The sequence below is a fragment of the Janthinobacterium sp. TND4EL3 genome, assembly GCF_900156175.1.
Taxonomy (GTDB): domain Bacteria; phylum Pseudomonadota; class Gammaproteobacteria; order Burkholderiales; family Burkholderiaceae_D; genus Janthinobacterium.
Genome location: NZ_FTMV01000003.1, coordinates 1 through 21,052 on the forward strand (window position 1 = coordinate 1; position 21,052 = coordinate 21,052).

Below are 21,052 nucleotides of genomic sequence, written 5' to 3' on the forward strand. Positions count from 1 at the left end.
TGGCTAGCGTTTAAGAATTAGGTGCTATGCCTTCACCACCGTTGGCTAGGCTGCCACGCTCCGGTATGGGGGCTGGCAACGGCAGCTTTGGGGCGAAAGCAGACGGTGCCATTGAGGTAAAGCGCCGCCGCTAGCCCAGTTTTGCTCCATGGTTCCTGGCATATGAGAACCCGATGGGTCGTGGCAGGGGGCTGGGCGGGGCGGCCCTTGTCGCCGCTGTAGCAGTCGCCCGACTGATACAGCATGTGCCTGTACGCGCCGCCTTGTGCCTTGTCGCTGCCGTGCCGCGCTTCTAGACTGGGGCCTTCTCCACGCTGCGACTGCCTGCCATGACCGAACTCCTGCCCCTGATGAGCTATTGCTTTGTAATGTCCGCCACGCCCGGGCCGAACAACGTCATGCTGGCCACCACCGGCGCCAATTTCGGCTATCGGGGGGCGCTGCCGGTCATCCTCGGCATCCAGGCCGGCATCTTCGTGCAGACCATGCTCATGTGCGTGGGGCTGGGCAGCGTGTTCGTTGCCTACCCGATGGCGCAGCAGCTGCTGCGCATCGCGGGCGCGCTGTACCTGATGTTCTTGGCCTGGAAGCTGGCCGGCGCCTCGGTGGCGGGAAGCAGCGCGCCGAAGGCCGTGTCCTTGGCGCAGGCGGCGCTGTTTCAGGCGCTGAACCCGAAGAGCTGGCTCAAGGCGATCACCATGGCGTCGGTCTTCATGCCTGCGCAGGGCAACATGCTCGCCAGCGCGTTGCTGGTGTCCGTGGTCGGCACCGTGGTGGGCATGCCGTGCAACGCCCTGTGGGCGCTGTTCGGCGTGTCGATCCGCAGCGTGCTGAAAGCGCCGCGCAACCAGCGCATCTTCAATCTGTCGATGGGCGCCATCCTGCTGGTCCTCGCCGTGATGTTTTTACGCTAGACTTGCGCCATGTTCGCCATCGACCGCTCTTCCCCCATCGCCCTCTTCAAGCAGATCGAGGCCGCCTTGCGCCAGCAGATCGCGCAACGCATCCTGCCTGGCGGGACCAGGCTGCCGTCGATCCGCCAGCTCGCCACGCAACTGGCCGTGAGCACCAACACCGTGGTGGTCGCGTATGACCGGCTGGTGGCCGCCGGCGTCATCGATACGCATGGCACGACCGGTTTCTTCGTCTGTTCACCTGCCGACCCCAGCCGCGCCATTCCCGACGAGGTGGCGCTGGAAGCGGGCCAGGAGCAGGAGCCGGTCTGGCTGAGCCAGCAAGTGAACGACCAGCGGCCGGGGGTGCTGCTGGCCAGCAGCGGCGCCTTGCCGCCCACCTGGCTGCAGGACGCGCTGCCGGCGGCGGCCGTGCAACGGGGCCTGGCGCGCAGCGCGGCCGGCATGGCTTCGCGCTGTCCGCCGCAAGGGCTGGCCGAACTGCGCGAGCAGATCGCGCTGCTGCTCCGCGGCATCGGCATCGCGGCGGACGCCGGCCACATCCTCACCACGTTCGGCGGCACCCATGCCATCGACCTGATCTGCCGCACCTTCCTGCAGCCCGGCGATACGGTGCTGGTGGAAGACCCCGGATACTTCCTGATGTTCGGCAGGCTGCGCCAGGACGGCGTGCGCCTGGTGCCCATCCGGCGCCGCCCCGACGGCCTTGACCTGGACGAGCTGGAAGCGGCTTGCCGCGCGCACCGTCCGCGCCTGCTGTTCATGCAGACGGCCCTGCACAATCCTACCGGGTGGAGCAGCAGCGCCGCCAACCTGCACAAGGTGCTGATCATGGCGCAGCAGCATGGCTTCCTGATCGCCGAAGACGACGTGCACGGCCATTTCCAGCCGGGCCACAGCACGCGGCTGGCATCGCTGTCCGGACTGGACGGCGTGATCTACTATTCCAGCCTGTGCAAGGCGCTGAGTCCGGCCCTGCGCATGGGCTACCTGGCCGCGGCGCCGGCCCTGCTCAAGCCCTTGATGCGCAGCAAGATCCATTCCATCATGACGTTGCCTGCGCTCAACGAATACGTGCTGCTGGAAGTACTCAAGGCCGGCAACCTGCGCAAGCACCTGGAGCGGCTGCAACGCAAGATCATGGTGGCGCGCAACGCCAGCACGCGACAGCTGAGCGCGGCGGGCGTGCTGTTCGAGCAGCCCGGCGATGCGGGCATTTTCCTGTGGGGCTCCATGCCCGAAGGGCTGGACGTGGACTTGCTGGTGCAGGACGCCTACCGCAACAAGATACTGCTGATGCGCGGCGCCGCGTTCTCGGCCAACGACACGCCCGACCGGCACATCCGCTTCAACGTCGCCTTCAGCCAGCATCCGCGCGTGAGCGCCTACCTGGAAGAGCGCCTGCGCGCCGTGGCTGGCGCGCGCTCAAGCCTGGCCCGCGCCAGCGCCGCCGCCGGCATCGTGGGCAAGTCCTGAGCACCGGCCGGGGCGGTTCAGCCATCGTGCCTAGTTTTTCGTGCGCACCTGGCGCACGTGGTTTTCCAGTTCGCTGAACGAGGGGCGTTCGGTGGCGGAAATGACCTTGCGGCCGAATTCCACGGCCAGCGCCGGGGCATAGCCGTTCAGGCTGGCCAACAAGGTTACTTTCACGCACTGGTACATCTTCGCCGTTTCATGGTGCTTGCGGCGCAGCAAGCTCGCCAGCGGCGCGATAAAGCCGTAGGCCAGCAAGATGCCGATGAAGGTGCCCACCAGCGCCTGCGCGATCAGCACGCCCAGCTCGGCCGGCGGCAAGCCCACGGAGGCCATCGTATGTACCACGCCCATCACGGCGGCCACGATGCCGAAGGCGGGCATGGCGTCGGCCAGCTGCGAAATCGTCTGGATCGGCATTTCCGCATCCTCGTGGTGCGTCTCGATCTCGTTATCCATCAGGTTTTCGATCTGGTAGGCGTCCATATTGCCCGACACCATCAGGCGCAGATAATCGGTGATGAATTCCAGGATGTGCTCGTCGCCGAGCGTGTACGGGTATTTCACGAAGATGGCGCTGCGGTAGGGGTCGTCGATATCGTCCTCGACCGACATCAGGCCTTCCTTGCGGATCTTGCTGAGGATTTCGTACATCAGCCCCATCAGCTCCATGTAGCGCGCCTTCGTGTACTGCGAACCGTGGAACAGGGTGGGGATGGCGGCGAACGTGGCGCGGATGGCCTTGGCGTCGTTGCCGACAAAGAAGGTGCCCAGCGCGGCGCCGCCGATCATCAGCAGTTCCAGCGGCTGGAACAGGGCTGCCAGGTGCCCGCCCTGCATGGCGAAGCCGCCGAAGACGGAAAACAGCACGACGAGAAATCCGAGTATGACTAGCAAAACTTACTCCTTCATAATATTGCCATATCGCAATATTGTAGTTTAACCCGATTTGCCCGTATTGGCCGAGTCCGGCTGCAGCTGCTGGCCGAGAAAATTGATAAAAGCGCGCACTTTGGCGGGCAGCTGGTGGCGGCTCGGGTAGTAGGCGTACAGGTCGGCCGGCGCCAGCGTGTAGTCGGGCAGCACCACGCGCAGGCGACCGCTGTCGAGGTAGCGGGCCAGGTCCCATTCCGAGCGCAGCAGGATGCCGTGGCCGTCCAGGGCCCAGCCCAGCACGACGTCGCCATCGTTGCTGGCCACCGTGCCGCGCACCTTCACCGTGTGGGTGGCGCGGCCACGGCTCAAACGCCAGATGCCGTAGGCGTCGTCGTTCTGCCGGTGCACGATGCAGCGGTGCCGGGCCAGCTCATCAGGCGTTTGCGGCGTGCCGTGCGCCTGCAGATAGGCGGGCGAGGCGCACAGGAAGCGCCGGTTCGACATGATTCTGCGCGCCGACAAGCGCGTGTCGGGCAAGTCGCCGAAGCGGATGCCCAGGTCATACGCCTGTTCGACCAGGTTGATGGGGCTGTCCGTCAGCTGCAGCTGCACTTCCAGCTGCGGGTGGCGCAGGGCGAATTGCGACAGCAGGGGCGCGATCACCGTGCGCCCGAAGCCCAGGGTGGCGTTGACGCGCAGCAAACCCTTCGGTTCGGCGCTGCCGCTGGCCAGCGATTCTTCCATGGCGCGGATGTCGTCGAGGATCTGCCGCGCCTGCTGCAGATAGCTTTCGCCGTCGCCCGTCAGGCTGATGCGCCGCGTGCTGCGGTTGAGCAGGCGCACGCCCAGGCGCTGTTCCATCAGCATCAATCGCTTGCTGACGGCGGGCGGCGTGATGCCCAGCTCGCGCGCCGTGGCCGACAGGCTGCCCAGCTTGGCCAGCAGCACAAAGAAGGCCATTTCCGTGGTGGCGTCGCTTTTCATTATGAACTTTAAGTGAAGAATGGTTTAAATTGTAGTCGATTATACGACTCCCATTCGCGGGTAAGCTGGCGTTATTGTTTTCACCCCCAGGAGATCCCCATGAACATCGTTGAAATCCGCGAAAAGACCATCCCCATCTCTTCCCCCATCCGCAACGCCTACATCGATTTCACGAAGATGACCTTGAGCCTGGTGGCCGTCATCACGGACGTGATGCGCGACGGCAAGCCCGTCGTCGGCTACGGCTTCAATTCGAATGGCCGCTACGGCCAGGGCATGCTGATGCGAGAGCGCTTCATTCCCCGCATCCTCGATGCCGATCCGGCCAGTCTCGTGACGGACGACGGCGCCAACCTCGATCCGCACAAGGTGTGGGACTGCATGTACACCAATGAAAAGCCGGGCGGCCACGGCGAACGCTCGGTGGCCATCGGCACCATCGACATGGCCATCTGGGATGCCGTGGCGAAGATCGAGAACAAACCGCTGTTCCAGCTGCTGGCCGAACGCCACGGCACGGGCGCGCCGGACAAACAGGTGTTCGTGTATGCGGCGGGCGGCTATTACTACCCGGGCCAGAGCCTGTCCGCCCTGCAGGACGAGATGCGCAGCTATGTCGACCGCGGCTACACGGTGGTCAAGAAAAAAATCGGCGGCGCCTCGCTGGACGAGGATTTGCGCCGCATCGACGCCATCATGGAAGTGCTGCAGGATGGGCAGAAGCTGTGCGTGGATGCGAACGGGCGCTTCGACCTCGATACCTCGATCACCTACGCCAAGGCGCTGCGCCAGTACGATCTGTTCTGGTATGAAGAGGCGGGCGACCCGCTCGACTTCGAGCTGCAGGCCACCCTGCGCAGCTACTACGACAAGCCGATGGCGACGGGCGAAAACCTGTTTTCCATGCAGGATGCGCGCAACCTGATCCGCTATGGCGGCATGCGCGCCGACCGCGACTGGCTGCAGTTCGACTGCGCCCTCAGCTACGGCCTGGTGGAATACCTGCGCACCCTGGACATGCTGCACCAGCACGGCTGGTCGCGCAGCCGCTGCATCCCGCACGGCGGCCACCAGATGTCGCTGAATATCGCGGCGGGCCTGGGCCTGGGCGGCAATGAATCGTATCCGGATTTATTCCAGCCCTTCGGCGGCTTCCCCGACGGCGTGCGCGTGGAAAACGGCCATATCACGATGCCGGAGCTGGTCGGTATCGGCTTCGAGGGCAAGGCGAATTTGTATGCGGAAATGCGCGCGCTCAGTGAGCACTAATACGGGCCAGTAAGACTGGCCACCCGGAATAGCCATCAAGCCGGATCGGCCGCCAATGAGGAAAGGAGGTCGGCGGTCGAGCGTACCTTGCCCATGAAGGGGAAGATGTTCTTGATGGAAAATTCGTGCAAGTCGGCCCGCAGGCTGCTCATCGCATCTTCGGCAAAAACCACGGCGTAACCGAGATCGGTCGCGGCGCGCGCCGTCGATTCGATGCCGAAGTTGGTGGCGATTCCGGCCAAAACCAGGGTAGTGATGCCGCGGCGGCGCAACTGCTGTTCCAGGTCGGTGCCCTGGAAGGCGCCCCATTGGCGCTTGGCGATCACGATATCACTTTCCTGACAGCCCGCTTCCGGCACCAGGTCGGTTGCGTTCTCCGGCAGCGGTGGGGCTGATGCGGGGCGCGATAGCGCCACGTCGGCCGACAGGGGCAGCAATTCCTTGATCAGCACGCGGACGTACACCACGGTGCCGCCACGCTGGCGCATGGCCTCGGCCAGTTGTGCGCTATGGGCGACGACTTGTTGCGAGGAGTGGGGCGCCAGTTCCCGCGCTACATTGCTCTGCTGCAGATCGATCAGCACCAGCGCGGTGATGGCTGGGTCAATCGAAATCGGGTTCATCGTAGTCATGTCAGTTCCTGTATGTGAGGACATCCTCAGATTATTATACGCTATAATCTGAGGATGTCCTCAGATATCATTTCCGCATCAAAAACCGCCCGGCGCAGGCCGCAACAGCAGCGCGGCACCTTGCGCATGCAGACCATGCTGGACGCTGCCGCTGCCCTGATCGGCGAAGTCGGTTACGACGCCGCCACCATGACGGCGATCGCCGCCCGCTCCGCTTCGTCGATCGGCGCCGTCTACCAGTATTTCCCGAACAAGGACGCCATCGTGCGTGCCTTGCGGGCACAGTATGGCGATGAGATGGAGCGTTTGTGGGATGGCTTGATCGCGCAGGCGGACCGGCTCAGCGTGCTGGCATTGTCCGAGCGCATCATCGATCTGATGGTAGGCTTCGCGATTGAACGGCCCGCCTATTTTGCCGTCCTGAATGCTTCGCTGAACTACCGTCGCGACGCAGACGCGCGCCAGCGCTTGCGTGAACGGTTCGGCCGCGCCTTTCAGCAAAAGCAGCCGGCGCTCACCGATGAGCAAGCCTTGCGTTTGGCTAATGTGGCGCTACAAGTGGTGAAGAGCCTGAACCCGTTGCTGTCGCAGGCTGAGCTTGCTGAACGGGCGCACTTAGTGGCGGAATTCAAGCTGGTGCTGTCCGGCTATTTGAGCAGCCGGTTGGCTATAGCCTAGTTTTTTTGCCAGAAGCGCAGCCGGTTGCCGAACGGGTCCGCCACTTCGAGGATGCGGCCCCAGTCCTCGTCGCGGATGCCGGGCCGCGCATACGGGTAATCCCTGGCCTGCAGTTCCGCGTGCAGGGCGGCGACGTCATTGACAGGGATCAACAGCGCCGCCCCCGGCGTGGCGTCGCCGTAGTGCTCGGACAGGTGCAGCACCAGTTCGCCCCGCGTCACCTGCAGGTACAGCGGCGCCGCAGGCTCGAAGCGATGTTCCCAGTCCAGGGTAAAGCCGAGGAAGCCGAGGTAGAATTCGCGCGCCTTGTCTTCCGAGAAGATGCGCAGGATGGGGATGGCAGCATGCATGGCGGTGCTTTCGACAGGTGGCGATGCCGCCATTCTAGCCTCAGGCCGGCGCCAACCGCTTCGCGCGCGCGGCGGGGCTGGCCTTTTCCCAGCGGAACAGCCACATGATGACCAGCTTGGTCGCGGCGCTGACGCAGGCCAGCAGCAGTAATGGCCACCCCGTCGACAGGCCCATGACGCAGGCGAAGAAGATGGTGCTGGCATCCATCGCCAGGATGAACTGGCTCATTTTCAGGGACACGGCGCCCGTCCTGCCCGAGCGCCAGATCAGGCGGATCTGGTGCGCATAGCCCTGCGCCAGCAGCACGGTGACGGCGACGATCAGGCTTTGCGAGATCACGCGCTTTTCATCGCTGAACGTGGGGCCGAAGGCCAGCCCCGCCACGCCCCCGCCCAGCAGCAGCGCGCAGGCCAGCAGCGCATGGCGCGAGGCCAGGCTGCGGCGGTCGCGGTCGATTTCAAACAGGATGGCCAGTGCGATCAGGGACGCGACCAGGCGGGGCCAGACGATGTAGTGGTTGAACGGCGTGATCGAATAGCCGTAGACGAAGAAGGCGCAGTAGGCGAGGAAGCTGACGGTGAACTGGTTGATCGACAAAATGTCCGTCGTCTGGCCGGCGCCGATACCGGCATCGCGCTTGCGCCGCCAGATCTTTTGCAGCTGCGACCACAGGCCGTACAGGCTGACGACGATGAACAGGGAATTGAGGCTGCCGGCGAGGGCGTAGAGGGAAGGGGCTTGCAAAGGTGTCTCCGGAAATCGGCAAGGCTGCGCTGCGGTGATAGTCGGCCTTGTCTATACATCTTATTTTTTTGCAACATGCTCTCATGAAATAAATTAGCAGGCAAGCAATAATTTCACGCACGGGCCTGTTGCAGCTGCACTTGCCCGGACGCACCTCATCCTGCGCTTGCCCTTATAATCGGGGCATGACTTTCTTCTCACTGCGTGCCCGCTCCGTGCTGGCCACCGTCGGCAAAATGGCCGTTTCCCTGATTCTCCTGTTGACCGCTCTGTGGGGCGCGCTGGCGCTGTGGTACCAGCTGTCCGGCGGCACGGCCGCGCAAGCCATCGGCGCGCTGCTGTGGGGCGCGCTGGGCGTGGCCAGCGTGGCGCTGTGGTGGATGCGCGGCGACGCGCGTGTGCTGCTGCCATATGCGGCCGGCTTCATCCTGCTGCTCGTGTGGTGGAGCTTCATCGCGCCCAGGCAGGAGCGCGTGTGGGCCGACGACGTGGCGCGCAATGTGACGGGCACGGTGAAGGGCAATCTGGTCACCGTGGAGAACGTGCGCAATTTCGACTGGCGCAGCGACGACGACTACACAGTCCGGTGGGAGCCGCGCAGCTACGACCTCGACGAGCTGCGCACGGTGGACGCGGCGCTGTCGTACTGGACGGGGCCCTACATCGCGCATACGCTGATCTCGTTCGGCTTCGCCGACGGGCGCTTTCTGACGTTTTCCATCGAGATCCGCAAGGAAAAGGGCGAGAGCTTTTCCGCCATCGGCGGCTTCTTCAAGCATTTCGAGATGAGCCTGATCGCCGCCGACGAGCGCGACATCCTGCGCGTGCGCACGAATGCGCGCGGCGAAGACATGCATCTGTACCGCGTGATGATGCCGAAGGCGGCCATGCGCTCGCTGTTCCTGGCCTACCTGGACGAGGCGCAGGCGCTGAAGGCCCGGCCGCAGTTCTACAACACGCTGACGGCCAACTGCACCACCATCGTCTTCGAGATGGTGCGCCGCATCGTGCCGGGCCTGCCGCTCGACTACCGGCTGATGGCCTCGGGCTACCTGGACCGCTACCTGTTCGACGTCAAGGGCCTGGTGCCTGGCCTGAGCTTCCAGCAGCTGCGCGAGGGCGGCCACGTCACGGCGCGCGCGCGGGCGGCCAACGACGACGCGGACTTTTCGCACGCGATCCGGCGCGGCATGCCGGGCTACGATGAAGCTGGCTACCCGAAGCTGCAAATGCCCAAGCAGTAGCCGCCTGCTTTATACTGTCGCATATCCCGACCGGCCGCACATTGCGGCCGGTCTCACTTTACGAATAAAGAAGGCCCGCTATGCCATTTTCTTCCCTGGGTCTGATTCCCGCCCTGGTCCGCGCCGTCGAGAAGGCCGGCTATGCCGCGCCGACGGCTATCCAGGCGGCCGCCATTCCCGCCATCCTGCGCGGCAGCGACGTGCTGGGCGCCGCGCAGACGGGTTCCGGCAAGACGGCCGCCTACGCGCTGCCGCTGTTGCAGGCACTGATGGCGCCCGCTTCCGGCCCGCGCCAGGTGCGCGCGCTGATCCTCGTGCCCACGCGCGAGCTGGCGGCGCAGGTGGGGCAGACGGTGCACGCGCTGGCCAAGCCGCTGCCCGTCAAGCTGAAGATCTCCGTGCTGTTCGGCGGCGTGTCGATCAACCCGCAGATGATGGACTTGCGCGGCGGCGCCGACATCGTCGTCGCCACGCCGGGCCGTTTGCTGGACCTGGTGCGGCAAAATGCCGTGAAACTGGGCGGCGTGTCGCTGTTCGTGCTCGATGAGGCCGACCGCCTGCTGGACATGGGTTTCAGCGAGGAAATCAACGCCATCCTGGCGCTGCTGCCCAAGCAGCGGCAAAACCTGTTCTTTTCCGCCACCTTCCCCGACAGCGTGCAGGCGCTGGCCGACAGCCTGCTCACGGAACCCGTGCGCATCGAGGTGGCGTCCGAACCGCAGGACAAGCCCGACATCGTGCAGCGCGCCATCACGGTCGACGTGCCGCGCCGCACGCAGCTGCTGCGCTACCTGATCCTGCAGCAGCAGTGGGAGCGCGTGCTGGTGTTCGTCGCCACCAAGTACGCGGCCGAACACGTGGCCGACAAGCTGCAGCGCGCGGGACTGCACGTGGGCGCATTCCACGGCGAATTCAGCCAGGGCACGCGCAGCCAGCTGCTGGCCGACTTCAAGGCGGGGCGCCTGCAGGTGCTGGTCGCCACCGACGTGGCCGCGCGCGGCATCGACATCGCCGGCCTGCCGGCCGTCGTCAACTACGACTTGCCCCGTTCCGCCGTCGACTACACGCACCGCATCGGCCGCACGGGCCGCGCGGGCGAAAGCGGCACGGCCGTCAGTTTTGTCACGGCCGATACGGAAGCGCATTTCCGCCTGATCGAAAACCGCAACGACCTGCGCATCGTGCGCGAAGTGGTGGCCGGTTTCGAGCCGACGGAACTGCCCACGCCCGTCAACCCCGCCACGGATACGGTGAACGGCGGCGTGAAGGGCGCGCGCAAGAGCAAGAAGGACAAATTGCGCGAGGCCGCTGCCATGGCGGCGAAGGCGGCCGCAGGCAACTAAATGCGCCTTATGTGCGCTGGCCGCTTGAACGGCCACGTTTCCCGGACTAAGATTGTGTTTCTATAAAGCAAGGGGACGTGCATGCACAGGATCATCATCAAACGGGCGGCCGCTGCCGCCTGCCTCGCGGCGCTGGCCGCTTGCGCCGGCATGGGCGGCAACAGGGACAAGGCCGGGATGCAGATGCCGGGCAAGACGCCGGCCGATGCGGCCGTGGCCGCCACCTGGTACAACCCGCCCAGCGAATTTCCCGGCATTTGCCTGACCCAGTTCAAGGATGGCAGCCTGCGTTTCGACGGCGGTTTTGCCTTCTACAACCCGGGCCGCTGGGCGTATGACCCGGCCACGTCCGAATTGCGCCTGGCGCTGGCGCCGACGCCGTCGCTGGAGCTGTCCCACGCGCAAATCGTGCAGCACAAGAATCTGCTGCGCATCGAGGCGGACAAGAATACGCTGATATATGCCGTGCAAGCCGACACCAGGGCCATCGGCCTGGGCGGCTTTATGTTTTACCGCGACATGCCGTGCCCGCCCCGGCGCGGATAAGTGTCCAAAAGGAATATTTAGTCGTATAATTTCAGCGCAAGCTGGCTGCCGCGCAAGACTCGCAAGACTGTCTGGCGCGGCCGATTCCCCTCCAGGCAAGCTCCGATATCGCCGTGGCGATGAGAGGACGTTCCGATGGATTTGCACGACGAGCACGGTATGCCGCTGACGGCGGTGCTGGCGGCGGACGCCGGGCAGCCGCCCGTGGCGTCGCCGCGCACCTTGCTGCTGGTCGATGACGAGCCGAATATCCTCGCTTCCCTCAAGCGCCTGCTGCGGCGCGACGGCTACCATATCCTGACGGCCGGCAGCGGCCAGGAAGGGCTGGACGTGCTGGCCAGCCATGCCGTCGACGTCATCGTGTCGGACCAGCGCATGCCCGGCATGCTGGGCGCCGACTTCCTGCGCAAGGCCAAGCTGCTGTGTCCGCAGACCATACGCATCATGCTGTCGGGCTACACCGAGTTGCAGGCCGTCACGGACGCCGTCAACGAAGGCGCCATCTTCAAGTTCCTCACCAAGCCCTGGGAAGACCATCAACTGCGCGAGCATATCGCCGAAGCGTTCCGCCTGAAGGGCATCGACGACGACAATGTGCGCCTCAATGCGCAGTTGCGCGAGGCCAACCTGGCCCTGGCGGCGGCCAATGCGGCCATGCAGGCGCTGGTGCGCCAGCAGCAGCACCAGATCAGCCGCGACGAGGTCAGCCTGGGCATCGCGCGCGAATTGCTGCAATTTTTACCCTTGCCCGTGATCGGGCTCGACGAGGACGGCATGATCGCCTTCATCAACGCGGCGGCGGCCAACCTGTTCGAGCGCGGTGCAGCCTTGCTGGGCAACGAAGCGGCGCTGGTGCTGCCGCAGCTGTTCGACGGGCAGGGCGCGCCCTGCCTGGCCGCCATCGACGGCCAGGCGTATGCCGTGGCCGTCCACCCCATGGGCCTGCATTCGCGCTCGCGCGGCAGCCTGATCACCCTGAGTCGGCATGGAGCAGGCACATGAGTAGTAGTGGACGTGAGATTTCCATTGAGCAAGCGCAGGAAGGCATGGTGCTGGCGCAGGCGCTGAACGACACCAGCGGCGCCGTGCTGCTGGCCCAGGGCGCCATCCTGACGGCGGCGAACCTGACGGCCTTGCGCCGGCGCAATGTGGAGCGCTGCCATGTCGTCATGGACGAGGCGCCCGACCCCGCCGCGCAGGCGCATGCCGAGCAGGAAAGGGCGCGCCGCCTGGAACGGCTGGCCGTGCTGTTCCGCGCCACGCCGCCCGGTTCCGCCGGGGCGCAGCTGCTGGCCCTGCTGCAGCGCTACCGGCAAGGGAGCAGCGCATGACACGGCTCAGTTTTGAACACATCATCCGCCAGATACAGGAACTGCCCTCGCTGCCGGTGGTCGTGCTGGAGCTGCTGTCGAGCATGGATCAGGATGACACGGACGTCCATGTGCTGGCGCAAAAGATCGAGCTGGACCAGGGCCTGGCGGCGAAGACCTTGCGCATCGCCAATTCCTCGTTCTACGGCATGCAATCGAAGGTCACCAGCATTCCGCAAGCCGTTTCCGTGCTGGGCTTTCACAGCATCCGCACCGTCGTCACGGCCTGCGCCCTGACGGGCAGCTTCACGCCCGTCAGCGGCGGCTTCGATTTCCAGGCGTTCTGGCGCCACTCGCTGGCCACGGCCATCGCCGCGCGCCTGCTGGCGCCGCACCTGCGCGTCAACCCCGAGACGGCGTTCACGGCGGGATTGCTGCACGACCTGGGCACCCTGGTGCTGGTGACGCGCTTCCCGGCCGAGCACGCGCTCGTGCGCAGCCACCGCCAGGCGCATGACTGCCAGATGGCCGAGGCCGAGCTGGCCGTCATCGGCATCGACCATGCGCAGGTGGGCAGCGCCCTGGCCGCCTACTGGAAGTTCCCCGCCACGATACAGCAGGCCGTGGCCGACCACCACGCCATCGACCGGCTGGAAGCGGGCGGCCTGCCGCTGGCCGTGCACATGGCCAACGCCGTCGTGCTGGGGCTCGACCTGGCCGGCGCCGACGATGCGCTGGTGCCGCCCCTGTCGCCGGCGGTCTGGCGCGGCATCGCCCTCGACGAGCAGGCCTGGCTGGCGCTGCTGCGGCAAACGGAACACACCTTCGATGAAATGTCGCGGATCATGCTGGCATGAACAGGACAGAGGCCATGGAAACAGAAGCAGGGCAAGCGCTGCCCGCCACGCCGGAACGCCGCCAGGGCGACACCATCGCGCTGTCGGCGTTTTTCGACGGCCATCCCGTGGCCACCTTCGCCATCAATACGGACCACGTGGTGACGCACTGGAACAGCGCCTGCGAGCAGCTGCTGGGCTTTACGGCCGCCGAGATGGTGGGCACGCGCGACCACTGGAAAGCGTTTTACCCGCAGCCGCGCGCCTGCCTGGCCGACCTGCTGGTGGCCGACGATATCGCGCTCGGTGAAAATGACCTCTACCTTGGCAAGCTCAAGCGTTCTCCCGTGATTCCCGGCGCCTACGAGGCCGAGGACTATTTTGCCGATATCGGTCCGGACGGCCACTGGCTGCACTTCACGGCGGCGCCCCTGCGCGACCGCCAGGGGCGGCTGGTGGGCGCCATCGAAACCCTGCGCGACGTGAGCGAGCGGCGCAATGCCGAGAGCGCGCTGCGCAAGGCGCACGACAACCTGGAACACCTGGTGGCCAAGCGCACGGCCCAGCTGGCCGAAATGAACGAGCGCCTGGCCGACGATATCCGCCAGCGCCAGATCGCCGACCTGGAATTGCGCGAGCGCAACCTTGCCCTGACGGAATTGAACAGCAAGCTGTCGCTGGCCCAGCAAAAGCTGTTGCAGTCGGAAAAGCTGGCCTCGATCGGCCAGCTGGCCGCCGGCGTGGCGCACGAGATCAACAATCCCATCGGCTATGTGTTTTCCAATGTCGGCACCCTGGAAGGCTACCTGGACGACCTGTTCAGCATGCTCGACGCCTACGAGGACGCCGAGCCGGCCGTCGCCGACCCCGTGGTGGCGGCACGCCTGCGCGCGCTGCGCGAACAGATCGACCTCGATTTCCTGCGCACCGACATTCCGCTGCTGATGGGCGAGTCGAAGGAAGGCATTGCGCGCGTGCGCCGCATCGTGCAGGACCTGAAGGATTTTTCGCGCACGGACGCACACCAGGAATGGGTGTGGGCCGACCTGCGCCAGGGCATCAACACCACGCTCAACATCGTGAATAACGAGGTCAAGTACAAGGCCGACGTGGTGCGCGAGTTCGGCGACATTCCCGACATCGAATGCCAGCCGTCGGAACTGAACCAGGTGATCATGAACCTGGTCGTGAACGCCGCCCACGCCATGGGCGAGGCGCACGGACGCATCACCCTGCGCACGGGCAGCGACAATGGGGCCGAAGTGTGGATCGAGGTCGAGGACAATGGCGCCGGTATCGCGCCCGAACACCTGTCGCGCATCTTCGATCCGTTCTTTACCACCAAGGCCGTCGGCAAGGGCACGGGGCTGGGCCTGTCGCTGGCCTACACGACGGTGCAAAAACACCATGGCCGCATCGACGTGCGCAGCATTATTGGCCGCGGCACGATCTTCCGCATCACCTTGCCCGTGCGCCAGGCGCAGGCCGTCGCACCATGACCGAACAGGACAGCATGAGCATGAGCATGAGCACCAGTAGCAGCGCCAGCACCGCGGCCGCGCCGCCCACCATCCTGTGCGTCGACGACGAACCGAATATCCTGTCGTCGCTGCGCCGGCTGTTCCGCCCGCACGGCTACCGCGTGCTGACGGCCGACGGCGGCGCGGCCGGCCTGGCCCTGCTCGAGGCCGAGACGGTGGACCTGGTCATTTCCGACATGCGCATGCCGCACATGGATGGCGCGCAGTTCCTGTCCCAGGTGCGCCAGCGCTGGCCCGACACCGTGCGCCTGCTGCTGACGGGCTACGCCGACATCCAGTCCATCCTCGACGCCATCAACCAGGGCGAGATCTACCGCTACGTGACCAAGCCCTGGGACGAGAACGATATCGTGCTGGTGGTGCGCCACGCGCTGGAGCGGCGCGCGCTGGAGCAGGAAAAGCGGCGCCTGGAAGCGCTGACGGCCAGCCAGAACGTGGCGCTGCAGGCGCTCAATGCCAGCCTGGAAGCGAAGGTGGCCACGCGCACGCAGCAGCTGAAACAGTCGCATGACGAGGTGCAGGCGGCCAACGAGCGCCTGAAGGCCACGTTCGTGACGACGATCAAGGTATTTTCCAATTTGATCGAGATGCGCGGCGGCAAGCTGGCCGGCCATGCGCGCAGGGTGGCCGAGCTGTCGCGCAAGCTGGCGCAGGCGCTGGGCCTGGAAGGGCAGGAGGCGCGCGACGTGTTCATCGCGGCCCTGCTCAAGGATATCGGCAAGCTCAGCCTGAGCGACGACGTGCTGGAATTGCCGGCCAGCGCCTGGACGGGCGAGCAGCTGGCCGCCTTCCGCAAGCATCCGCTGCGCGCGGAACAGCTGCTGATGGCGCTCGACGAACTGCGCGCCGTCTCCGTGATCCTGCGCTCGCAGCTGGAGCGCTTCGACGGCGGCGGCTTTCCCGACGGCCTGGTGGGCCTGGCCATCCCGCTGGGCGCGCGCATCCTGGCGCTGGCGTCCGACTACGATGGCTTGCAGATCGGCGCCATGGTGCAGCGCAGCCTGCGCGCCGACGAGGCCCGCACCCTGATCTACGACAGCGTGGGCAAGCGCTATGACCCGGCCGTGGTGGCCGCGTTCCGCGGCATCATGGACGAGACGGAGCCGCCGGCGCGCGACCTGACCGTGCTGTCGGGCCAGCTGGAGCCGGGCATGACGCTGTCGCGCGACCTGATCAGCCGCGACGGCCTGATGCTGCTGGCGGCCGAACACGTGCTGACGGCCCGCGTGATCGCCCAGCTGCTCGACTTCGAAGGCAAGAATGGCGGGCGCCTGAGCATCCGCGTGTATGCGCCCGTGAAGGAAGCCTAGGGCGCTGCCTGGGCCGCGGGCGGCGCGACGGGCAGGTGCACGGTAAAGCGCGTGCCCTGGCCCACTTCCGAGGCCACCTCGATGCGGCCGCCGTGCTTGTTGACGATGCCGTACGACAGCGACAGGCCCAGGCCCGTGCCGCTGCCCACGGCCTTGGTGGTGAAGAACGGCTCGAAGATGCGGTTCAGGTGCTCGGGCGCGATGCCGGCGCCTGTGTCGCCGATCTCCACCCACACCCAGTCGCCCGCATGGCCCGTGCGGATGCTGATCACGCCGTCGCTGCTGATGGCCTGGCCCGCATTGACGAGCAGGTTCATGAACACCTGGTTCAGCTGCGACGCCAGGCACAGTATCGGCGGCAGCTCGCCGTACTGCTTCTCGATGCGCGCCTTGTATTTCAATTCGTTGGCGACGATGTTCAAGGTGCTGTCCAGGCCCGCGTGCAGGCTGGCGACCTGCCAGTCCGTCTCGCCCACATGGGAAAAATCCTTCAGCGCCTGCACGATGTCGCGCACGCGCTTCAAGCCATCGAGCGATTCGCCGACCAGGTCGCCGATATCGTCCTGCAGGAAGCCCAGGTCGGCCTGCCCGCGCACCTGCTCCACGCGGGCGGCCAGGCCGGGCGCTTCGCGCAGCGCCGCTTCATACTGGGCGATGACGTCGAACAGGGTGGCGACATAGCCTTGCAGGGAACTCATGTTCGAATTGACGAAGCCGATCGGGTTGTTGATTTCGTGCGCGATGCCGGCCGCCAGCTGGCCGATCGAGGCCATCTTTTCCGATTGCAGCAGCTGGTCGTGCGCTTCCTGCAACTTGCTGATCAGTAGTTGCTGCTCCTCGCCGCGCGCCTGCAGCATCGCTTCCATGCGCTTGCGTTCGGTAATATCCGTCAGCGAACCGATCACCTCGAACGGCACGCCGTGCTCGTCGCGCACCAGGCGCAGGCTGTCGTGCATCCACAGGTAGCTGCCGTCGCGCACGCGGAAGCGGTATTCATAGGCGCGCGCGCCTTCGACGAAGATCTGCGCCAGGCTGGAAAAGATGCCGGGCGCATCGTCGGGGTGGATGTGGTCGAACCAGAAGTTGGGGTCGGCCACCATGTCCTCGGGCCGGTAGCCCAGCACGTTCAGGGCATTGTTGCTGACGAAGGTCATCTTGAAGTCGCCGCTGGGCACGGTGCAATAGATGATGGAGGGCGTGTTGTCGAGCAGGTATTGCAGGCGCACGGCCGTGGCGGCCGGGGCGCCGTCGCCAGGCGGGCCCTCGCCGTGCTTGCCTGGCTCGGGGGTGGAAAAGTCGAAATCCTCGAACTGCATCGTCACACCTCGCTGCCTGCACGGCATGGCTGTCATCCTGGCTCGATTATGCCCGATTCTGCCTGCCTTGGGCTTGCCAGCGTTATCTTCAGGGCGCCGGCGGCTGCTCCACGACCGCCATGCGCCGCGCGATGCGCTGCGCCGCTGGCGCATCGCCCGCCTGTTCGGCGCGCAGGCGCTGCACGCCCAGCCAGGCCAGCAGCGGATGGCGCCAGCCCTGGTCCGAGGCCGTGGCCACGGCCGTGTCGAGCAATTCCGGCGTGGCGCGGCCCGAGCGCAGCAGCACGCCGGCCGCCACCAGCCGCGACAGCGGGTCATCGATGGCCGCCACGGCGCTGGCGGCGGCCGTGTCGGATGCGGCACCGGCGGCCGCGCGCTGCGCTTCCGGCAGCAGGGCGACGTCGGCCCCTTGCGCCTTGCCGGCCAGGTAAGCCGCATACGCGCGGTCGGCGTCGCTCGCGTCGGCTTTCAGGGCGTCGAAGCCCGCGCAATCGTCGAAGGCCAGGCTGGCCACGCGCGCGGCGCAGCGCAGCAGCTCGATGCGCGCCACCAGTTCGAGCTTGCCCGTGCCCGCCACCTGGCTGCGGGCGCGGCGGAATTCCGTCTGCTCGACGAGGGCGTTGCCGCCCAGGTAAGCGGCTTGAAAACGCTCGACGGAACTTTGCGCATTCATCTTCCAGTCCGGCACGGGCGGGCCGCTGGAGCAGGCGGCCAGCGCCGTCACTAGCAGGGCAGGCAAGAGGAGCTTGATATTCATCATGGCAGTTTGATCTCCGGATTGCGCTTGAATGGCCATTTGCGGTTGATTTCATTGACCAGCTGCTCGACCTTGCGCAGATTGCTTTCCACGTCCGCGCGCAGCGGGCCCAGGTCGGCGGTCGCCACCCGGGCGTTGGCGCCCACGGCTTGCGCCTCGACCAGCACGGCGTCGACTTTTTTCAGGCTGGCGCGCGTGTCGGCCAGCAGGGCGTTCAGCTGCACGATGGTGGCCTGCGCATCCGTCATGACCCCTTTTTCGCCGAAGACGCGCGTATCGGCGTTGGCTACCAGGCCATCCGTGCGGCGCGCCAGCTGGTCGGCAGTGACGAGCAGGGCGTTGGCCCGCTCGACGAGCAGGCGCGACTGCTTGTCGTCGCCCGTCAGCAAGCCCATGGCGCCGCCGGGGCCGCTCAGCTTGCCGGTGACGGCCTGCACGTTGCGCAAGGTGCCGTCGAGCGGGGAATCGGCGCCCGTCAGGCTGCCCAGGTTGTTGAGCAGGTCTTTCGCGGCGGCCAGCAGGCGGGGGATTTCCGCCGCCATGTCGCCCACCAGCAGGTCGCGCGTGGCGTCGTCGGGCAGCGGCGGGTCGGTCAGGATGCCGCTGTAGGCGCGCAGCTTGGCGCCGCCCACGATGCCCCGTTCGAGCGTGAAGATGGAGCTGCTGCGCAGCCAGTGCGCATCCTTGCGCGGCACGTCGATGATGACGCGCGCGCGGCCGTCCGGCGCCAGTTCGATGCGCTGCACGCGGCCGATGGGAAAGCCGGAAAAGGTCAGGTCGGCGCCCACGCCCACGCCGTCCGAATCGTCGGCCGTCAGCACCAGGGTTTGCGTTGCCTCAAAGGCGCCGCGCGCATACATCAGGTAGACGACGGAGCCGGCCATCAGCACGAACATGAAGACGAGCAGGATGGCCGCCTTCAGTTCGGCGTGGCGCACGGGCGGCGGCGCGGGCAGCACGGAATCTTGCGTGAGGCCGGCGGGCGCCGTGACGTCGACCTGGTCGGGATTGGGGGGCTGGCTCTGGCTCATGGATTCTGGCTCTCGTATGGGTGGTTCGGGGATCGCTGGCGGTGGCGGGCGGGGCATCAGTAGTAATTACCCATCAGCGAAGCCACTTCGATCAGCAGGATGACGGAAAACAGGCGCAGCATTTCGGACAGGCCGTGCGCGGCCCACAGGCGGTTGCGCCGCCCGTGCGGGTCTTCCGGATAATAGGAGGCGGCCAGCGGAATCAGGGCCACGGCAAAGCTGAAGAAGATGACCTTGAGCATCAGGATCAGGGCCACGGCCGGATTGAAGATCTGTCCCACCACGCGCGTGTAGCCTTGCAGCGCCCACGGCGTAAAACCGTAGATCGTCAGGTAGGCGAGGATAAGCGAGGTGACGCAGCTGACGATGGCCAGCATCCACACGGCGAAGATGCCGGACATGACGCGTGGAAAGTACTCGCGGCGCAGCAGGTCGATGCCCTGGCGCTGCATGGTGTCGAGCATGCCGGACGAGCGCATTTGCGCAAACGCAATGCCGTCGGGCAGGGTCAGGCGCAGGGCGACGAACAGGGCGGCCGTCAGCGGTATCAGTTCCAGCACCAGCACGCGCACCACCATTTCCAGCGCATAGCGCGACAGGCCGTAGCTTTGCGCGCTGACGACGACGATGCGGATCAGCACCAGGCTGACGAGCGCGCAGGCCACGCTGAACCACACGAGGTTGGGCGCCGTGTTCGTTACCAGCCGGTGCGCGAGGATGGGGCGGTTGTCGCGGTTATAGCTCGACGGCGACAGGGCCAGCGAAAACACGAGGATGGCGAAATGCAGCATGCGCCACCAGCTGACCAGCCAGGCCATGGTGGCCCGGTGCAGGCGGCGCAGGCTGATGATGAGGGAGACGGAGAGGGTCATCATGGCATCTTAACATTGCATGCGTTCGATACAAGCGATTGTGCAGCAGTGCGGCCGTGGCTGGCAGCCTGGCTATTGACCGGCCACGCTGGCAATGATGGCGTCGGCCGCCGCGCGCACGCGGGCCGAGCGGTTCAGGTCGGCGTGCATGACGAGCCACACGTCGTAGCTTTCCGCCCGCTCGGGCCAGATGCGCACGAGCTGCGGGTCGATGTCGCCCAGGTGGGTGGCCAGCTCGGCCACGCCCAGGCCCGCGCGCGTGGCTTCCTGCAGCATGGCCGCCGAATTGACTTCCATGGCGACCCGGGCGTTGGCGACGGGCTCGCCCGCGATTTTCTCGGCATGGCGCGGCGTCACGGACTGGTGGTAGATGACGATGTCATGGCCGGCCAGCGCCGTGCCGCGCACGGGTTCGCCCCGTTCGGCCAGGTAGCTTTTTGAGGCGTACAGGCCCAGGCTGCGCTTGACGAGGTGGCGCGAGATCAGGTCCGGGTCGGTGGGGCGCACGCCGCGCACGGCCAGGTCCGCCTCGCGCCGCGTCAGGCTGGCCAGCGCGGGCGCCACGTTGAGCACGATGCGGATGTCCGGGTGGGCCGCGTGCAGCCGCTGCATGGCGCGGATGACGAAATGGCTGGCCATGGTGTCCGTGGTGGCCACGCGCACCAGGCCGCTTAAACGGGTATCGACGCCCTGCATCTCGCGCTGCAGCTTGTCGGCCGCCCGCTCCATCGCTTCGGCGGCCGTCAGCGCCAGCTCGCCGGCCGGCGTGGGCACGTAGCCCGACGGCGTGCGCAGGAACAGGGTGGCGCCCAGCGAGCTTTCCAGCGCGGCCAGGCGGCGCCCGCACGTGGCCTGGTCGATGCACAGCAGGGCGGCCGCGGCGCGCAGGGTGCCGGCCCGGCCGATGGCCAGAAAGATGCGTGCGTTATCCCAGTCCAAGCTGCTTCTCCTATTGCATATGGTGATGCATTTTTGCATCAAGGTGCCGAGTTTATGCCTGTTTACTGCATCGTGCAACGCTCGCA

The 21,052-nt window shown here is 66.1% G+C and carries 22 protein-coding genes; 12 read left to right on the forward strand and 10 right to left on the reverse strand.

Going from position 1 to position 21,052, the window contains the following annotated elements:
- Window positions 1-329: 329 nt before the first annotated feature.
- Both BXA07_RS05920 and BXA07_RS05925 read left to right on the forward strand, forming a co-directional pair.
- Complete coding sequence (locus tag BXA07_RS05920; protein WP_076566556.1) at window positions 330-914, forward strand: LysE family translocator; 585 nt, start codon at window positions 330-332, stop codon at window positions 912-914.
- 9 nt (window positions 915-923) lie between these two features.
- Entirely contained in the window at window positions 924-2,390 is a 1,467-nt protein-coding gene (locus BXA07_RS05925) for an aminotransferase-like domain-containing protein (protein ID WP_076566558.1), read from the forward strand.
- A gap of 30 nt (window positions 2,391-2,420) precedes the next feature.
- Here BXA07_RS05925 and motA read toward each other — a convergent pair whose 3' ends face one another.
- Together motA and BXA07_RS05935 are read right to left on the reverse strand one after the other, a co-directional pair.
- Complete coding sequence (motA, locus tag BXA07_RS05930; RefSeq protein ID WP_076566560.1) at window positions 2,421-3,284, reverse strand: flagellar motor stator protein MotA; 864 nt, start codon at window positions 3,282-3,284, stop codon at window positions 2,421-2,423.
- Window positions 3,285-3,326: 42 nt separating this feature from the next.
- Window positions 3,327-4,247: a LysR family transcriptional regulator gene (locus tag BXA07_RS05935; protein ID WP_076566562.1), complete on the reverse strand. Its 921-nt coding sequence runs from the start codon at window positions 4,245-4,247 to the stop codon at window positions 3,327-3,329.
- Window positions 4,248-4,346: 99 nt separating this feature from the next.
- On the opposite strand from BXA07_RS05935, the gene BXA07_RS05940 reads away from it, so the two are divergent.
- Entirely contained in the window at window positions 4,347-5,516 is a 1,170-nt protein-coding gene (locus BXA07_RS05940; RefSeq protein WP_076566564.1) for a mandelate racemase/muconate lactonizing enzyme family protein, read from the forward strand.
- A gap of 35 nt (window positions 5,517-5,551) precedes the next feature.
- On the opposite strand, the gene BXA07_RS05945 is transcribed toward BXA07_RS05940, so the two are convergent.
- Window positions 5,552-6,139, reverse strand: a complete 588-nt coding sequence (locus BXA07_RS05945) for an isochorismatase family protein (protein WP_076566566.1) — start codon at window positions 6,137-6,139, stop codon at window positions 5,552-5,554.
- A gap of 135 nt (window positions 6,140-6,274) precedes the next feature.
- On the opposite strand from BXA07_RS05945, the gene BXA07_RS05950 reads away from it, so the two are divergent.
- On the forward strand, window positions 6,275-6,826 hold the full coding sequence (locus tag BXA07_RS05950; RefSeq protein ID WP_244556201.1) for a TetR/AcrR family transcriptional regulator: 552 nt from the start codon (window positions 6,275-6,277) through the stop codon (window positions 6,824-6,826).
- On the opposite strand, the gene BXA07_RS05955 is transcribed toward BXA07_RS05950, so the two are convergent.
- Window positions 6,823-7,176, reverse strand: coding sequence for a glyoxalase superfamily protein (locus BXA07_RS05955; protein ID WP_076567105.1), 354 nt, complete (start codon window positions 7,174-7,176; stop codon window positions 6,823-6,825). The two genes, BXA07_RS05950 and BXA07_RS05955, sit on opposite strands and share 4 nt — an antisense overlap.
- Window positions 7,177-7,216: 40 nt before the next feature.
- Complete coding sequence (locus BXA07_RS05960; protein ID WP_076566570.1) at window positions 7,217-7,921, reverse strand: hypothetical protein; 705 nt, start codon at window positions 7,919-7,921, stop codon at window positions 7,217-7,219.
- Between the two features lie 185 nt (window positions 7,922-8,106).
- On the opposite strand from BXA07_RS05960, the gene BXA07_RS05965 reads away from it, so the two are divergent.
- The 8 genes from BXA07_RS05965 to BXA07_RS06000 all read left to right on the forward strand — a co-directional run bounded on the left by BXA07_RS05965 (window position 8,107) and on the right by BXA07_RS06000 (window position 16,051).
- A complete protein-coding gene (locus tag BXA07_RS05965; RefSeq protein WP_170909614.1) occupies window positions 8,107-9,165 on the forward strand; it encodes an Lnb N-terminal periplasmic domain-containing protein in 1,059 nt (352 codons plus the stop codon).
- A gap of 80 nt (window positions 9,166-9,245) precedes the next feature.
- Window positions 9,246-10,508 carry a DEAD/DEAH box helicase gene (locus tag BXA07_RS05970; protein ID WP_076566572.1) on the forward strand — a complete coding sequence of 421 codons (1,263 nt, stop codon included), beginning with the start codon at window positions 9,246-9,248 and terminating at the stop codon, window positions 10,506-10,508.
- A gap of 81 nt (window positions 10,509-10,589) precedes the next feature.
- Window positions 10,590-11,054: a hypothetical protein gene (locus BXA07_RS05975; protein WP_076566574.1), complete on the forward strand. Its 465-nt coding sequence runs from the start codon at window positions 10,590-10,592 to the stop codon at window positions 11,052-11,054.
- A 135-nt stretch (window positions 11,055-11,189) separates the two neighbouring features.
- Entirely contained in the window at window positions 11,190-12,056 is an 867-nt protein-coding gene (locus tag BXA07_RS05980; RefSeq protein ID WP_083708064.1) for a response regulator, read from the forward strand.
- A complete protein-coding gene (locus BXA07_RS05985; RefSeq protein WP_139335452.1) occupies window positions 12,053-12,385 on the forward strand; it encodes a P-loop NTPase family protein in 333 nt (110 codons plus the stop codon). The genes BXA07_RS05980 and BXA07_RS05985 overlap by 4 nt, the downstream gene beginning before the upstream one ends.
- Entirely contained in the window at window positions 12,382-13,221 is an 840-nt protein-coding gene (locus BXA07_RS05990; RefSeq protein WP_076566578.1) for an HDOD domain-containing protein, read from the forward strand. The genes BXA07_RS05985 and BXA07_RS05990 overlap by 4 nt, the downstream gene beginning before the upstream one ends.
- A 14-nt stretch (window positions 13,222-13,235) precedes the next feature.
- Window positions 13,236-14,699, forward strand: a complete 1,464-nt coding sequence (locus tag BXA07_RS05995) for an ATP-binding protein (protein WP_076566580.1) — start codon at window positions 13,236-13,238, stop codon at window positions 14,697-14,699.
- 26 nt (window positions 14,700-14,725) lie between these two features.
- Window positions 14,726-16,051, forward strand: coding sequence for a response regulator c-di-GMP phosphodiesterase, NosR family (locus BXA07_RS06000; protein ID WP_244556202.1), 1,326 nt, complete (start codon window positions 14,726-14,728; stop codon window positions 16,049-16,051).
- Here BXA07_RS06000 and BXA07_RS06005 read toward each other — a convergent pair.
- From BXA07_RS06005 to BXA07_RS06025, 5 genes are all read right to left on the reverse strand, one after another.
- The gene (locus tag BXA07_RS06005; RefSeq protein ID WP_076566582.1) at window positions 16,048-17,367 is read right to left on the reverse strand and encodes an ATP-binding protein; all 1,320 of its coding nucleotides are present in this window, start codon (window positions 17,365-17,367) and stop codon (window positions 16,048-16,050) included. The genes BXA07_RS06000 and BXA07_RS06005 overlap by 4 nt on opposite strands.
- Before the next feature lie 88 nt (window positions 17,368-17,455).
- Window positions 17,456-18,124, reverse strand: a complete 669-nt coding sequence (locus BXA07_RS06010) for a hypothetical protein (protein ID WP_139335469.1) — start codon at window positions 18,122-18,124, stop codon at window positions 17,456-17,458.
- Window positions 18,124-19,155, reverse strand: coding sequence for an MlaD family protein (locus BXA07_RS06015; RefSeq protein WP_076566586.1), 1,032 nt, complete (start codon window positions 19,153-19,155; stop codon window positions 18,124-18,126). The genes BXA07_RS06010 and BXA07_RS06015 overlap by 1 nt, the downstream gene beginning before the upstream one ends.
- A 56-nt stretch (window positions 19,156-19,211) precedes the next feature.
- Window positions 19,212-20,027: an MlaE family ABC transporter permease gene (locus tag BXA07_RS06020; RefSeq protein WP_076567109.1), complete on the reverse strand. Its 816-nt coding sequence runs from the start codon at window positions 20,025-20,027 to the stop codon at window positions 19,212-19,214.
- A gap of 72 nt (window positions 20,028-20,099) precedes the next feature.
- Window positions 20,100-20,966: a LysR family transcriptional regulator gene (locus tag BXA07_RS06025; RefSeq protein ID WP_076566588.1), complete on the reverse strand. Its 867-nt coding sequence runs from the start codon at window positions 20,964-20,966 to the stop codon at window positions 20,100-20,102.
- Window positions 20,967-21,052 lie beyond the last annotated feature (86 nt).